General features: G+C 57.4%; 14 protein-coding genes and 1 pseudogene. 11 read left to right on the top strand and 4 right to left on the bottom strand.

Features of this window, described 5'->3' with window-relative positions:
• Positions 1-84: 84 nt before the first annotated feature.
• Positions 85-1,638, top strand: coding sequence for an MFS transporter (locus C5L10_RS09910; protein ID WP_105429511.1), 1,554 nt, complete (start codon positions 85-87; stop codon positions 1,636-1,638).
• A 580-nt stretch (positions 1,639-2,218) separates the two neighbouring features.
• Here C5L10_RS09910 and C5L10_RS09905 read toward each other — a convergent pair.
• A complete protein-coding gene (locus C5L10_RS09905; RefSeq protein ID WP_105429510.1) occupies positions 2,219-2,437 on the bottom strand; it encodes a hypothetical protein in 219 nt (72 codons plus the stop codon).
• An 86-nt stretch (positions 2,438-2,523) separates the two neighbouring features.
• Between C5L10_RS09905 and C5L10_RS09900 the strand changes: the two genes are divergently transcribed.
• Both C5L10_RS09900 and C5L10_RS09895 read left to right on the top strand, forming a co-directional pair.
• Positions 2,524-3,135, top strand: coding sequence for a TetR/AcrR family transcriptional regulator (locus C5L10_RS09900; RefSeq protein ID WP_105429509.1), 612 nt, complete (start codon positions 2,524-2,526; stop codon positions 3,133-3,135).
• Positions 3,136-3,283: 148 nt separating this feature from the next.
• Positions 3,284-3,643, top strand: a complete 360-nt coding sequence (locus tag C5L10_RS09895) for a VOC family protein (RefSeq protein WP_105429726.1) — start codon at positions 3,284-3,286, stop codon at positions 3,641-3,643.
• 108 nt (positions 3,644-3,751) lie between these two features.
• Here the strand turns inward: C5L10_RS09895 and C5L10_RS09890 are convergent, their stop codons facing one another.
• Entirely contained in the window at positions 3,752-4,402 is a 651-nt protein-coding gene (locus C5L10_RS09890) for an MSMEG_1061 family FMN-dependent PPOX-type flavoprotein (RefSeq protein ID WP_105429725.1), read from the bottom strand.
• A gap of 343 nt (positions 4,403-4,745) precedes the next feature.
• On the opposite strand from C5L10_RS09890, the gene C5L10_RS09885 reads away from it, so the two are divergent.
• The 8 genes from C5L10_RS09885 (at position 4,746) to C5L10_RS09850 (ending at position 13,522) form a co-directional block, all read left to right on the top strand.
• Positions 4,746-5,717: a tripartite tricarboxylate transporter substrate binding protein gene (locus C5L10_RS09885; protein WP_105429508.1), complete on the top strand. Its 972-nt coding sequence runs from the start codon at positions 4,746-4,748 to the stop codon at positions 5,715-5,717.
• A 53-nt stretch (positions 5,718-5,770) separates the two neighbouring features.
• The gene (locus C5L10_RS09880) at positions 5,771-6,244 is read left to right on the top strand and encodes a tripartite tricarboxylate transporter TctB family protein (RefSeq protein ID WP_105429507.1); all 474 of its coding nucleotides are present in this window, start codon (positions 5,771-5,773) and stop codon (positions 6,242-6,244) included.
• 12 nt (positions 6,245-6,256) lie between these two features.
• Positions 6,257-7,756: a tripartite tricarboxylate transporter permease gene (locus C5L10_RS09875; RefSeq protein WP_105429506.1), complete on the top strand. Its 1,500-nt coding sequence runs from the start codon at positions 6,257-6,259 to the stop codon at positions 7,754-7,756.
• An 87-nt stretch (positions 7,757-7,843) separates the two neighbouring features.
• Positions 7,844-8,731 (top strand): GntR family transcriptional regulator, encoded by an 888-nt coding sequence (locus C5L10_RS09870; protein ID WP_105429505.1) that lies wholly within the window; start codon positions 7,844-7,846, stop codon positions 8,729-8,731.
• A gap of 109 nt (positions 8,732-8,840) precedes the next feature.
• Positions 8,841-11,468, top strand: a complete 2,628-nt coding sequence (gene acnA, locus C5L10_RS09865; RefSeq protein WP_105429504.1) for an aconitate hydratase AcnA — start codon at positions 8,841-8,843, stop codon at positions 11,466-11,468.
• An 839-nt stretch (positions 11,469-12,307) separates the two neighbouring features.
• Entirely contained in the window at positions 12,308-12,619 is a 312-nt protein-coding gene (locus tag C5L10_RS09860) for a hypothetical protein (protein WP_105429503.1), read from the top strand.
• Between the two features lie 530 nt (positions 12,620-13,149).
• On the top strand, positions 13,150-13,326 hold the full coding sequence (locus C5L10_RS33590; RefSeq protein WP_172716978.1) for a hypothetical protein: 177 nt from the start codon (positions 13,150-13,152) through the stop codon (positions 13,324-13,326).
• Between the two features lie 4 nt (positions 13,327-13,330).
• Positions 13,331-13,522 (top strand): hypothetical protein, encoded by a 192-nt coding sequence (locus C5L10_RS09850; protein WP_105429501.1) that lies wholly within the window; start codon positions 13,331-13,333, stop codon positions 13,520-13,522.
• Positions 13,523-13,765: 243 nt separating this feature from the next.
• Here the strand turns inward: C5L10_RS09850 and C5L10_RS34275 are convergent.
• Positions 13,766-13,999 (bottom strand): annotated as a pseudogene (locus C5L10_RS34275) (endonuclease/exonuclease/phosphatase family protein); the annotation flags it as partial.
• A 30-nt stretch (positions 14,000-14,029) separates the two neighbouring features.
• Positions 14,030-14,476: a pyridoxamine 5'-phosphate oxidase family protein gene (locus tag C5L10_RS09840; protein ID WP_105429500.1), complete on the bottom strand. Its 447-nt coding sequence runs from the start codon at positions 14,474-14,476 to the stop codon at positions 14,030-14,032.
• Positions 14,477-14,846: the final 370 nt, after the last annotated feature.

Raw genomic sequence — 14,846 nt, 5'->3', positions numbered from 1 at the left:
CTCAAACCGGACGCTCAAAAGTTGGAGCGTTGCCATTTTTCATCCGGCGCGTCACATTGCCGCCTCCACTATAGGAGGAGTTCGATGCACACCGGAAGTGCCAAAGCAGGCCGGAACCTTGCCGGACGCAGGGAATGGATCGGGGTGTGCGTGCTCTCGATCGCTTGCCTCATCTATTCGATGGATCTGTCCATCCTGTTCCTGGCCATTCCCGCAATCGTCGCAGATCTCGACCCGTCGGCCTCCGAACTCCTCTGGATCAACGACATCTACGGCTTCATGGTTGCTGGCTTCCTGGTTACGATGGGCACGCTGGGAGATCGGATCGGTCGTCGCCGCGTGCTGCTGATCGGAGCCGCCGCCTTCGGCGTCGCCTCGGCGTTTGCGGCCTTTTCTACCACCGCGCAACAACTCATCGTGTCGCGGGCGCTTCTCGGCATTGCCGGCGCGACGATTGCACCCTCAACTTTGTCGCTGATCGTCAACCTGTTCAGCAACGAGGCGGAACGTAACCGGGCCATCGGCATTTGGGGCACGGCTTTTGCCCTCGGTGGCCTGATCGGGCCGCTGCTGGGCGGCTTTCTGCTGCAATATTTCCACTGGGGCGCGGTGTTTCTCATCAACATCCCGGTCATGCTCATCCTGCTGATCGCGGCTCCCATCCTGCTGCCGGAATACAAGAGCGCGGACGGCGCCAGGCTTGACCTTCTGAGCGTGCTGCTGTCGCTCGCGACCGTGCTGCCAATCATCTACGGCTTCAAACATGTGGCGGCAGACGGTTTTGACATTCGTCATCTGCTGCCCATCGGCGGCGGGCTCGTTGTCGGCTGGCTGTTCGTGCGCCGTCAGAAAACCCTGGCGGATCCTCTGATCGATCTGAAGCTCTTTGCTCTGCCCGCCTTCACGGCGTCGCTTCTGGTAAACCTTGCGGGGATGTTCTTCGTGTTCGGGGTTTTTCTCTACCAGAACCTGTTCCTCCAGTTCGTGCTGGGCCTCACACCGCTCGAGGCGGCTCTCTGGTCGGTTCCCTCGTCGATCGTCTTCACTGTCATGTCCTTGCAAGCCTATCGGTTCACCAACCGTTTCGGCCCGGTCCGGACCGTATTGCTGGGCCTGGTGATAAACTCGGCGGGCATGTTTTTGATGTCGATCGCCGCCTATTGCGAAAGCCTGTTCGGAGTTCTCGGCGCAACCATGGTGATCGCTATCGGTTTCGTGCCGGTCGTTCTGACGACAACCGGCCTGATTGTCGGAAGCGCGCCGCCGGAAAAGTCGGGCTCCGCCTCGGCGATTTCAGAGACAAGTGCCGAATTCGGGGGCGCCCTCGGCATTGCATTACTCGGCAGCCTCGGCACCTTGATCTATCGGATGCTGATGGACGGGGTGAATGTTGCCGGGCTCGATGCCGCTGGGAGGGCAGCGGTCAAAACCACGATCGGTGGTGCGGTCGAAACCGCAAGGGCTCTTCAAGAGAGCGTTGTGCCGGCCTGGCTTGAGGCGGCCCGCCAGTCTTTCTCAACCGGCTTTGCTAGCTGTTGCCTAGTTGGGATGGTGACGCTGCTCGTGCTAGCAATCATCGCCCGAAAGATTTATGCTCGCGCAAATATCGACGAGCAGGCCGTTGCGTCTGCCCATTGAGGAAAAGGTCGGTTGCCCTCGCCGCCACACCGCAATAGGGCTTCCTCGAAAGTCCGTGATCATTCAATAGCCGATAAATCGCGTTACACGGCGACAGCCGACTTTTCCGCAACCTAAGAAAATGACCGGCAGGTGGTCGTTTTCCATGCAGTGGTCGGGGGCGCGCTGGACCTGAGTTACGTATCAGTTGCAGGTCGAATTCATTACGTGGGCTTCATCGACTGTCCGATGAGCTGGATGTCCGGGCTCCGAAGTCTTCTCCAGGTCCTCGCCCGCTGTCGTACGTTCAACTCGGCGACACAGCCGAATTCGGCGAGAGTTCGGAAGAGGCATAACCGCCATCTCGGTCTCTCTGCCGAACAGTTTTGTTTTGCCGCCCAGAAATCAAAGCTAAAGGTCAGGTGGCGGGCCGTCAGAACAGGCCGCTAAACCTACCATCTTCGTCTAGCACAACGCTCACCAGAAGTGACCGTTCTCAAAAAACCCCCATCATATAGGTCCCATCCCTCCTTTGTTGCTTTCTTGAACGTTACGTTCTTCAGTGCTCCGGCCATGAGTTCAGAGCTGCGCGAAAAGGGAGCTAAATGGCGCAGCACCCTGCCTCAAGGGGACGGCCGTTTCGCTGCGAAACTCGGGCTGCGGTGGCATCGAGGTCGCTTGGCCCACGCTTCAGCTCTTGTGATGCCCAGATCATCTCGTCTCGAAACTCGGCCGTCGACCATCCGTCCGCGCGAGCCAATAAGAGGATCATCGGGTCGGAGAGGATTTCGTTGAGCGTCAGATCGTCATGCCGTGCCATTTCCAATCCTCTCGCGATCCTTGACTGAGCTACGGTGGGGTGTTACCGGTAAGTAACAGATAAAGCGTTACCGACCGGTCACACCCATGTCAAGTTCGAAATTTCCAGATAAAGCCGCCGATCATTCCTCCCCGGCGGCCATTCCTCCCCGTGACCGCATCGTGTCGTCAGCAGCCGACCTTTTTCGAAAATTCGGGATTCGAGGGATCGGCGTCGACGCCATTGCGGAGGCCGCCCAGACGAACAAGATGACGCTCTACCGAAAATTCGGTTCAAAAGACGAGCTTCTTTGCGCAACTCTGCGCCAGGTGACGCAACGGGCGGGGGCCATCTGGGACGAGCTGGAGAGAGATTTCTCAGGAGACGCTGCCGCGCAGTTGAAGCGATGGGTCGAATTCCAGGTGGACCGTCTGGAACAGGAACCCGGCGGTTGCGATCTGGCAAACGCTGCCGTCGAGTTGCGTGACAGCGATCACCCAGCCCACGCGGTTGTTCAGGAATTCAAGAATTCCCAGCGCAACCGACTCGCGGCGATCTGCGAGGCAGCAGGTTCGTCGAACCCCCAGCTGCTGGCGGACACGTTATCCCTTCTGCTTGAAGGCGCTCGCGTGAGCGTCCAGACTAGTGGGCCTGAAGGGTCGAGCAGACGGTTCAGGGAGTCGTGCGAGGCGACCATCGCGGCTTTTTCATCGAAGTAGCGGTTGCTGTTCCCGCAGCCAATCACGTTGGGGATTCCAGGCAAATCCGCCGCAGCCCAGCATATGCTTAGACCGCATTCTTGCGATTTTTGACTTGTATGCCGGCTTCGCCAAGGGCATCGTCGTGCCCCATGTAGAGGGAACTGCCATGCCGAAAGTTGTTGGAATTGGTGGTGTATTCTTCCGGGCAACTGACCCGACCGGGCTTGCCGCGTGGTACGAGAAGCATCTTGGAATTGATGATCTGCACAAGTCCGTATGGCAGCAAGAGACGGGAGCAACAATTTTTGGTCCTTTCTCCAAAGACACCAAATATTTCGGCCGAGCGGAACAGCAATGGATGATCAACTTTCGGGTCGATGACCTCGATGGGTTCATAACAGAGCTGAAAGCAAGCGGGATCGCGGTGGAAACTCGTGTCGAGTGGGATTCGGAAGTTGGTCGCTTTGCTCGCATTTACGATCCGGAAGGCAATCCGATTGAGCTGTGGGAACCGGCTAAGGCATGATAGCAAAAGGAAGCGTGGCTTTCGCGAGCCACGGCAGTTCGATGGACGTCCGATGGTGCTTGGTCAGAGCTGGAAAGCGGACCGCATTGGCGCTCCGACACATTCCGTCTAGTAAAGTGTCCTTTGGTAGTCTTGTTCGAGTTTTTCATCCATCTTTCGCATTTCGTCCCCATCTTTCGGCGCGCCTGTCGTCTCATCCAGAATGATTTTTACGAGCGAGGGCATCTCAGTGCGGTCCTGGAAATGATCAGGACTCCACAAGCGGGACCGCCTGAACGCCTTGGCGCAATGCATGAAGACTTCGCTCACTCTTACGATGATAGCGAGCTTCGGGACCCGATCAGTGATGCTCATCCTCTTCAAGAGTTGAGGGTCGTTGGTGAGAGTTGCGCGCCCGTTCACGCGCAATGTATCGTCGAAACCGGGAATGACGAACAACAGCCCGACGCTTGGGTTGGCGATGATGTTGCTCAGTGTATCAAGGCGATTGTTGCCAGGTCGATCCGGGATCGCAAGGGTGCGCTCATCAAGAACCTTGACGAATCCCGGAGGATCACCGCGGGGACTGACGTCGGCCTTTTCCTCCAAGTTCTGGGTGCCTATGCACAAGAAAGGCGAGCGCCGAATGAACTCTTGCGCGTGCTCGCCAAGGGATTCCTGACTCTTCAGTATTGCCAGGGAATGAGTTGGGTCGAAAAATCTCCGAAGCGACTCCTCGTCCGCGATGGCGAAATCTGGATTGAGTTGCAAGCCCGTCATCATCACCTCCTGGAACTGCCCTTGATCCCTGTCGCCGAACCGTAAAGTCTGAAATTTAATCGATCTCGGTGACGCACCTCCGCTCGCACCAAGAGTTAAATGAGGTACGTACCTCATAGCCAGGAATACATCAGTTTCTCCAGGATCGCAATCCCTAAGGCTAAATATGCGTGAAACGCCGACTTGCCCCAAGGGGTGTGCGGTGGAGCCCCGGAATTCCGTTGCAGAGGGGGTAGTCGAAAAAAGCGCGACGAAGACGGTATTTACTTTTATAGTTATATAATGCAAATTGCCTTGTCCGGCTCAGGAGGTGAGCCTTTTTCGATGCGAGGAGGGATGTTCCATGCGCACTTTCATGAAATACGGCCTGTTGGCCGCCGTAGTCGGCAGCGTTGTCGGTTTGGCTAACGTTCAGGCCTCAGCCCAGGATCTCGAACTGACCATTACTGCGCCCGCCGGAGCGGGGGGCGGTTGGGATTCAGCGGCTCGCTCGCTTCAGGAAGCGATGCGAGCCAGCGGCAATGCCAAGAGTGTGCAGGTCGTCAACGTGCCCGGTGCGGGCGGTACGGTTGGTCTGGCCCAATTTATCGGATCGGCCAAAGGCAGCCCCAATCAATTGCTGGTCGCTGGAATCACCCTGGTCGGTGCAAGCATCTCGAACAAGTCGCCTGTCAATTTGACCAAGGTCACCCCGCTGGCGCGTTTGACCGGCGACCCGCTGGTGATCGTCGTGCCGAAGGCCTCACCGATCAAGACGATTGCTGATCTCCAGGCAACCATCAAGAAGGACGTCGCCAGGACGATCTGGGTCGGCGGTTCGGCTGGTGGCGCAGATCACATCCTTGCAGCGCTTGTCACCAAGGCCTCCGGTGCAGACCCCAGCAAGGTAAACTACGTGGCCTATTCCGGCGGCGGCGAGTCACTCGCAGCCATGCTCGGCGGACAGGCAACCGCTGGTGTTTCGGGCTATGGGGAGTGGGAGGGTCAAATCAAGTCGGGTGACCTGCGGGCGTTGGCGATCTCTTATCCCGAACCCATCCATGGCATCGACGCCAAACCGCTCAAGGCCCAAGGGCTCGACATCGAACTGGTTAACTGGCGCGGCATTTTTGCTGGCCCAGATGTTCAGGGTAAAGACCTCGACGCTCTCAAGGCTGCGATCGACAAAACTGTAACATCCGAGCAGTGGAAGACCATCCTGAAGACGCGCGGCTGGAGCGATTATTATGCACCGGCAGACGAGTTCAAGACTTTCATCGCGTCGGAGACTGACCGTGTACACACGGTTTTGAAGTCCATCGGCCTGGCCGATTGATCTTGCGGCAAAGGGGGAGGAGCCTGGCTCCTCCCGTTCGCAATGAGGAAAACATGCCCACCAAAGCCCCGAGTTCCTTAAACCGCACCCCGGCGGTAATTGCAGTCGTACTGTTTGCCGTTGCAGCGATCACCTGTTGGGATGCCAGTCAGATGACGACGCGGGCGACGTATGGAATGAGCGCGAGTGGCGCATCCTATTTCGTTGCATTGCTATTTCTTGTCCTTGGCATTGGGCACCTCGTCTCCGCCTTCAAGCCATCTGATATCGAGATCGAAACGGCCGACTGGAAAGCTGTGGCCTGGATCGGGTTGGCCCTCGCAGGGTTGGTCGCCTCGATATGGCTGGGTGGTGGCTTCATTCTTGGTTCAACGCTGCTTTTTGCTTTCACCGCTCGTGCCTTCGGGCGCAAGGCACTGCTCGTCGACGTTTGTCTCGGGGCGGTCATTGGCATGTTCGTGTTTCTGCTTTTCAACAAGCTTCTGACCCTCGCGCTGCCACAAGGCCCGCTTGAGCGGCTGCTCTAAGGACAACAATTCATGGAATCGATGTCGTTCCTGATCGACGGCTTCTCGCTGGCGATCCAGCCCGGTAATCTGCTCTACGCCGCCATCGGCGTCATCATTGGCACTGCCGTGGGCGTGCTTCCCGGTATCGGTCCGGCGTTGACGGTGGCGTTGCTGCTGCCCGTGACATTCAAGCTGGACCCCGGCGGCTCAATCATCATGTTCGCTGGCATCTATTATGGTGGCATGTACGGTGGGTCGACGACGGCCATTCTCCTGAATACACCTGGGGAGAGCGCGTCGGTGGTGACGGCGCTGGAAGGAAACAAGATGGCGCGGGCTGGTCGTGGCGGGCCGGCGCTTGCCACCGCTGCCATCGGATCGTTTGTTGCCGCTCTGATTGCCACGTTTGGCCTGGCGTTTCTTGCGCCCATGCTGGTCAAGGTCGCCGTGCAATTCGGCCCATGGGATTATTTTGGATTGATGCTGATCGCCTTCGTCACCGTATCGGCGACATTCGGCTCTTCTCCGCTGCGAGGCCTGACGAGCTTGGCATTCGGATTATGGCTCGGTTTGATGGGTATCGATCAACTCACCGGGCAGGCGCGCCTCACATTTGGCGTGCCAGAACTTTTGGACGGCGTCGAGGTAACGACCCTTGCCGTCGGCCTCTTCGCCATAGGTGAAGCCCTTCTGGTGGCGTCCCGACACTTTCATAAACCGGAACAGCCCATTGCCGTGAAAGGCTCGATCTGGATGACAAAGGAGGACTGGAAACGGTCCTGGAAGCCTTGGCTGCGCGGCACTGTCATCGGCTTCCCGATTGGCGCTCTTCCGGCAGGAGGGGCGGAAATTCCGACCTTCCTGAGCTACAACATCGAGCGTAAACTTAGCCGCAGACCAGAGGAATTCGGCAACGGAGCCATCGAAGGCGTTGCCGGGCCAGAAGCCGCCAACAACGCATCGGCCGCGGGAACACTTGTCCCGCTGCTCACCCTGGGACTGCCGACATCCGCGACCGCCGCCGTGATGCTGGCAGGGTTCCAGCAATACAATATCCAGCCGGGTCCACTTCTCTTCACACAGCATGCCGATCTGGTCTGGGGACTGGTGGCGAGCCTGTTTATCGCTAACGTCATGCTGCTGGTGCTTAACCTTCCGCTGGTTGGAATATGGGTGAAGCTGCTCAAGGTTCCTTTGCCCTGGCTTTATGCGGGTATTCTGGTGTTCGCATCCATGGGAACGATTGCAGCGAACCCATCCGTTATCGAACTGCTCCTTCTGGCTGGCTTTGGCGCGGTCGGATTCCTGATGCGGCGGTATGACTACCCCATCGCGCCTGCGGTGGTTGGCCTTATCCTCGGGCCGCTCGCAGAGAGCGCCTTGCGGCGGTCGGTGCAGATGAGCCTTGGCGACCCGATGATCCTGTTTCAGCATCCAGGTTCGGCAATCATGATCGCCATCGCAACGATTGCCCTTGTCGCACCATTCATCTTCCGTGGTTTGTCACGGTTTCAACAGGATGAGGATTGACGTGACGAGCATTGTCGCGAACTTACTTTGAAGCTTCTCTGCAGCCGACAATCTTAGGACGCAGGGCGAAAGGAATTTGACACCGGCATGGCCAGAAACAGCCTCTCCCCCCAGATCAGCATCGAGATCATCGAGTTCGTGAGAGCACACGAAATGCGGAAAGGCGAGCATCTGCCTCTGCAGAAACTCGCCGACACGTTCCGGGTCTCTCGCGCGCCGATTATGAGTGCGTTGCGCAAGCTTGAAGAGCGCGGGATCGTTAGGGCGGAAGCCAATCGCGGTTATTTCCTAGATATCGACAGCCACAAAATCGATGTCGCCAGTAAGGCTGAGGGCGACCAAGGGGGCGACCGTGAGGAGCCGGTCTATTTCAGAATAGCCGAAGATCGGCTGTCCGGCGTCCTACCGGAGAGGGTCAGCGAGAGCGAGCTGATGCGCATTTATGACTTGCCGCGCACGAAGCTTCTAAAAATCCTTCACAGGATTTCGGACGAAGGTTGGATCGAAAGACTGCCAGGCAACGGCTGGACCTTCCGCCAGACCCTGACATCGAGAAAGAGCTACGAAGAAGGCTATGTGTTTCGCGCCGTCATCGAGCAACAGGCAATGTTGCTGCCGAGCTTCGAGCCGAATTACGAAGGTTTTTTGAAGGCGCGGGAGGTGCAGGCTGCACTCGGCGATGGCGGGTACCAGCATTGGTCGCGCGCAGAGATATTCAAGGCTAACAACGACTTTCATGAAATGCTCGTGGCCTGCTCCGGTAACGAATTCTTTCTCGACTCGATCAAGCGCATCAATCGGTTGCGACGGCTTGTCGAATACCACGTCACCATTGATCGCAGCCGCCTTCCCAAACAGACAATCGAGCATCTTCACATTCTGGATTTGCTGGAAACGGACCGGCGCACGGAGGCCGCCGCCTTTCTCTACACGCACATCATGGGTGCGGGACGGATCAAGACACCTCAGCTCTAAGTCCGAGCGAAGTCCACCTCGGCTGGATACAACACGTTCGGCACAATTGCATTTTATGGCTATACTATGTAATTATGGGATGGAGCCAAAGCTTGAAGCAAATTGCCAAATGACAGTGATCAGCAAGTTCACGATTGGAAATACCGAATACGAGATCATTGATCTTCCAAGGGTGGCGGGCGACGATCTCGCGCGACTGCCTTACATTCATCGCGTCCTGTTGGAGAACGTCCTGCGTACGGCCGGATCGGACGCACCGAGAGCCGCATCCGCCATCCTGGGGTGGCTCGCAACGGGTACTAGCGAGCTGGAAATCCCGTTCCTGCCGAACCGCGTTCTGATGCATGACACGACCTGCGGTCCGGCCCTTGTCGATATTGCCGGAATGCGATCTTCTTTGGCGGAGGCGGGAGGTGACCCCGCATTGCTCAATCCCGTTGTCCGAGTCGATGTATCGACGGATCATTCGGTCGCCGTGGATTTCTTCGGCGGTTCGGGCTCCCTTCGGAAGAACATGACGCGTGAGTTCGAGCGTAATGCCGAACGCTACCGGTTCATGAAATGGGCGACCACCACGCTCGCCGAGTTCCACATCCACCCGCCCGGCACGGGCATCATGCATACGCTGAACCTGGAGCGGTTGGCGACTGTCGTCAGCGTCGTTCGGAAGGATGGCAGGAGCTGGCTGGCCCCGGATACGTTGATCGGCACCGACAGTCATACGCCGATGATCAACGGGATCGGTGTTCTTGCCTGGGGCGTCGGCGGACTTGAGGCGGAAAGCGTATTCTTCGGCATGCCTGTAGCCCTGCGCGTGCCGGACGTTGTCGGTGTCCGCCTGACGGGGGTTTTGAGGGACGGCGTCCTTGCGACCGATCTCGCGCTGGCGGTAACACATATCCTCCGTAAAATCGACTTGCAGGACAAATACGTAGAGTTCTTCGGGCCGGGTGTATCGACGCTGACGGCCGGTGACCGGTCCGTGGTCGCTAATATGACCCCTGAGTTCGGCGGCAATAGCGGCTATTTTCCCATAGACCAGAGCACGCTCACCTATCTCCGCGCGACTGGGCGAACGGATGAACAGATTGATCTGGTCGAGAAGTATTCGAGACGAGTCGGTATCTGGTTCGATCCTGAAGCGAACCCCACCTACACAAATGTCGTTGACATCGACCTATCGAGCGTCGAGCCTAGTCTTGCCGGACCAACCCGGCCGCAAGACAGGATAGCCGTCAGCGCCTCAGCGGCAGCGATTGCGTCCATGAAGAAACCGGGCGCGCGAAATGGCTGTGCCGGGGAACCCAATGACGGTGCCGTTGCAATCGCCGCGATTACGAGCTGCACCAATACCTCCGATCCGAGACTGGTGATCGCCGCAGGACTACTTGCCAGGAACGCCAGAGCCTTCGGTCTTCGTCCGCCCCAGTGGGTCAAAACATCGCTCGCCCCGGGATCGCCAACTGCAGAGCGCTACCTGCGTCGGTCCGGTCTGCTGGAGGATCTTGAGGCGCTTGGCTTCGGGATCGTCGGTTTTGGCTGCACAACCTGCATCGGGAATTCGGGCCCCTTAACGCCACAGGTCTCGTCGGCTATACTGGAGAGGAATATCCTGCCTGTCGCCGTGCTCTCGGGAAATCGCAATTTTCCCGGCCGGGTCCATCCGGAGCTTGAAGCGGGCTTCCTGGCATCGCCACCAATGGTGATCGCGTTTGCCTTGGCTGGAACTGTCAACCTTGACATCCTGTCCGATGTGATCGGCATTTCCGACGCCGGTACGGAGGTGCGATTGCCGATGATCTGGCCAAGCAGTACAGAGATTGACGAGGCGCTCGCTCTGGCTTCAAGCCCTGGCGACTTTATGCCCGCCTACGACGATGCCGAAGCGAGCCGCGTCTGGCACGACCTCGATGCGCCAACGACGACGGTGTTCCCGTGGGATGAAAATTCGACCTATATCCGGCGGCCGCCATTCGCGGGCCTCGGCAAAGGCAGTCTGCTTGGAACCTATTCTGCGACGCCGCTGATAGTCCTTGGTGACGATATCACCACCGACCACATCTCTCCTGCCGGAGCAATTTCTGCGCAAAGTGAAACCGGGCGATACTTGGTAGAGCGAGGCGAAAGTCCGACGGACCTCAATGTACACGCATCGCGGCGCGGCAATTGGGAATCTATGGTCCGGGGACTGTTCACCAACCGCGCAGTCCGCAACCTGCTGAGGGACAATCTGCCCCCTGGCTCAACCATCCACTGGCCGTCGCGGCGGGTCGCTCCTCTCTGGAGCGCGGCCCATCAATACGCGGCGGACAGCCAGCCGGTGGTTATCGTCGCTGGCGAACGATATGGCATGGGATCGTCTCGCGACTGGGCCGCTAAGGGCGCATCACTTCTGGGTGCAAGAGCCGTCCTCGCTTTGAGCTTTGAGCGCATTCACCGCTCGAACCTGATCGGCATGGGAATTCTGCCCATGCGACTTCCTGCCGATTGCGGGCCCGAAGCTCTTAAACTTACACCTGGCGATCTAATTGAAATCATCGCCGACCCCGGCCTCATCGAGCCACGCTGTCCTATCACCGTCACCGTTGAGCGTAGCGAGGGAGGCATAATATCGTTCACAGCGACTGCTGCTATCGAGACAAGTGCTGAGGTGGCAATCTTGAAAGCTGGAGGAATTATCCCCCTCATTCTGGGGGACGTCCTCGCACGTTCCGCTCTGGCGGGTTCCTCATCTTAGTGCCAGTTCATTTCTTCAGTGTCATTGCAGCTTTTCGCGCAGTGATCGAGGTCCATCGAACGCTATCGGCTCGAAGGAGATGAGCTATTCATCGGCCTGCCTTGCAACCGGAGCAACACATAACTCCGACACCAGGCGCTTTGCCTGGCGTTTGCGACCGGCTGCACTCGGGGGGCTTTGCGGCCACGCTTAGGCATTTGATTTCTCGAAGGGCAGGGGACTCATTCGGACGTGCCAACGTTCTTCCCTGGGATTGTAGTTTCCTGGAATAGGGTACATCGGTCGATAAACTCGAAATCGCGAACGTTCATCGTGGCAATGGGAAGTCGGTCAACGAGAGCGAGGCGGCGATATGGATATTCTGCCCAATCCTGGGTTTCTTCGCGTGCGCGTGTCCGACTACCAGATTGCGCAAGCGGAATCGGCCGCCAAGATACTTTCGATAAGCGTTAGCTCATTTGGGATGAGGAGAAGACGCGGGCTTGCCAGCATGTCTAAAGCTGCGAACGGCCGGCTTAGGCATGTTCGCCTGATTTGGGCGATGCTACGTGTAGAAACGCAAGTGAAATGACCGAGTACATCTAGCAGAATCAATGGGTTATGGAGAGATGAAAGTCACAGATGTCCCGAAACTCATCAGATTTTGTCCCAAAATGTAAGCAACTGAATTCGTTTTCTAATCCTGGCTCTCAGAGCGCAGCTTTTGTTGGTTGATCGGATAGATTTCAGACAGGTGCTCGCAACACACAAAGCCGGAATGCAAAACGCAAGCGGAAATCGACGCCTGCTGGAACTTACTCGGGAGCTGAAGCTTCTGTCCCTTGTCACAGGAGAAGCCGATGTCAGATAGCAGCAACAAAACCATCATCGCCACTTTCGAAACGCGTGAAGCAGCGGACCTTGCGGTCGAGCATCTGGTTCAGCACCTCGGCGTGGAAAGAACGGACATCTTCGTTCGGGCTGCCGGTCGAGAGAATTCATCGGGGGCAGGTGTAAGCGGCGGCGACGCTGCGGCGGTGAATGAAGATGCACGGGACGACGCTAGACTTGGTGGCGAGATTGAGGTGTCCGCAGACGTATCCGCTGACAAAACCGCCGCACTTCACCGCGCGTTTGGCGATCTTGGAGCACTACGCGTCACCGCAAAGTGACAAAGCCTCGGCGGGAAGCCGAATCCTACGGCCTTCAAGACGAGGAGGCGGCTTCCTTATCAGTCCGAAATTTTATGTTCGGGGTATGGTCAAACACTCGTGCGTCAGTGCGGGGTGCGTAAACTGCGGAGGCCCGCACGATGCGGTACAAAGCGAAGCTTGGCGGTGTCTGCTTGTTCGAGAACGAAAATGCGGACTACGAGAACGCCCCTGACCACCAGGGCTACTTCATAGCCCATCGAGATATAAGGGCGCAGGAGAAAGTGGAGTTCGCGGTCTGGGCAGGACGGCCGAACAGTCCGCGATCATTCGGTGGCCGTATTTCAGATAGTCTGACGGATCCAACGGTGCCCTCACCTGAGCCGTTGGACCTGTTCGGTAACCCAGTGGCCCAACCAACCAAACGAGAGAAGCTCGTTGCAGTCGGTCGAAGGGCCCCTGTTCAAGGAACAAGCACAACGATTGGCAGTTCCTCCCGTGCCAAACGAGCAGATGCGAGGATTCTGATGGAAAGTTGGAAAGTTGTATAGGTGGTCATCGAGGCAGAGCGCAACCGCCTCCCGGTGGGGATCATGAACGTCGAACAGGCGCTGGCCTTGCCAGGGGAATTGGACGCGAAATTTTCGCACACCGACCATGAGCCTGGTGTCACGAACCTTTTTGTCGACCGCCGGGAACTTGTTTCCAAAGTCTGCGACGGGAAGTGACGTAATGCAAGTGACCAACATCATCGTGGCGAAGACCACAGACAGCTCAATCACCGTCGAATTCAAAGGAGAAGGCAACGACCTAATAACTGTCCGACTTTCAGCAGATCCTAACCTCAGCGAGGAGGACGTTGTGCAAGTCGCCTTGACGATGGTTGAGGGAATGAGCCAATTCCGAAAAGCTGAACTGGAATGACGTGACAATGTTCGCTGCCTTTGGAGATGGCCTTTCAGTAGTGATGAAGATGGCGACCAGTTTGTAGTTGGAGCATCCGGCGGATCGCGGAAGGCGATATCTAGCTGGTGATATCTCGGCTTCAGAGGTGAGGACATCTTAGGTTGTAAGCTTAGGTTTCCGGGCCTAGAGGTCGGATCAGGGCCCGTCGAAGGCCGTGGCTCTGATCGTCAACTCTTTCCCAGCCGGGTTTTGGTGAAATATCAGCCCGCGCCGGGTGACCGGGGTCTGCTCCTTTCACGAGAATGGCGATACCGTTCCAGGACTTCTGACCATTCCACGCGGCTCCGTATCGGCCCGGGAGGGTTCCTTCTCAGGGATTGTTTTAGACTTCAGCTCCAGCAGGCAAACCACGTCCGGCCTGTCCTCCTTCAGCCAGCGCAACAGGATTTCGAGGCGCCCATTGATGCCATTGACGTTATAGGTTGCAATCGTCAAGGCAGCACCGAAGCTTTGATAGCGTCTCGATCATCGGCGCTCGGGGAGAGGAATTCGCCCGTTGTCTTCGCCGTCCCAGTATTGGATTTCACTCGCCGACACCTTGATGAGGACGATTCCAGGGGTATCGATCCCTTCGGGAAACCACCGATCGAGGTCTTTGACCCAGTGCGCCTCGAACTCGGATTTGTCGCGGATCAGGCTAGCGGTGCCGTCTACCGCCACGAAGATACCGGGCTTGCCGAGCAGACTTGGCGGTGCGGTGAACGTGAGGCCAACGCGGGCGTCTCGCACGATGTCGCTGACCTTACGGGTCTCCTCAAATGAGAAGAAGTAGGAATCGCCGTCGTATTCGACGTCACCATTGTTGCTCATCGGTCGGGTGCTGAAGGGGCCAGCGTCGCTGCTGGTGCTGAGCATGCAGAAGTCGATCTTCTGAAGCTGCCTTGACAGTTCTTCCAGGGGCTTCGTGGTCATGAGGCACTCCGAGGTTGGGACGTGCTTCGAGAACCCGCAGAAGTATTAAACGTTCCGCGCCTGGTCAGGTGTCTGGCGATTTCACCGCTCGAAGGTCTTCTGGTCGCCGTACATTACAGTCTTATCAAATATGTTTCCAAATACTGTTCAGTCGGGGCTGATCATAATTGGGCGTGGACGAGTTGAGTAACTGACAACAATGGAGCCTGCCATGTCCTCGCATACCGTGCTCGTCGCCGAAGAGATCGTGTCCCATGGAGTGGTGTAGCTGGATTTCATAGCCATCGGTGATTTCCGTTAGGGTCGGGTTGCTTAGAGCCAACCTGAAGGACACCACCGATGACCGACGACATGATGAACCTGCGCTCAC

Origin of the sequence: Neorhizobium sp. T6_25, assembly GCF_002968555.1 — a bacterium.
Classification (GTDB): domain Bacteria; phylum Pseudomonadota; class Alphaproteobacteria; order Rhizobiales; family Rhizobiaceae; genus Neorhizobium.
This window is presented reverse-complemented; position numbering and strand designations above follow the sequence as displayed.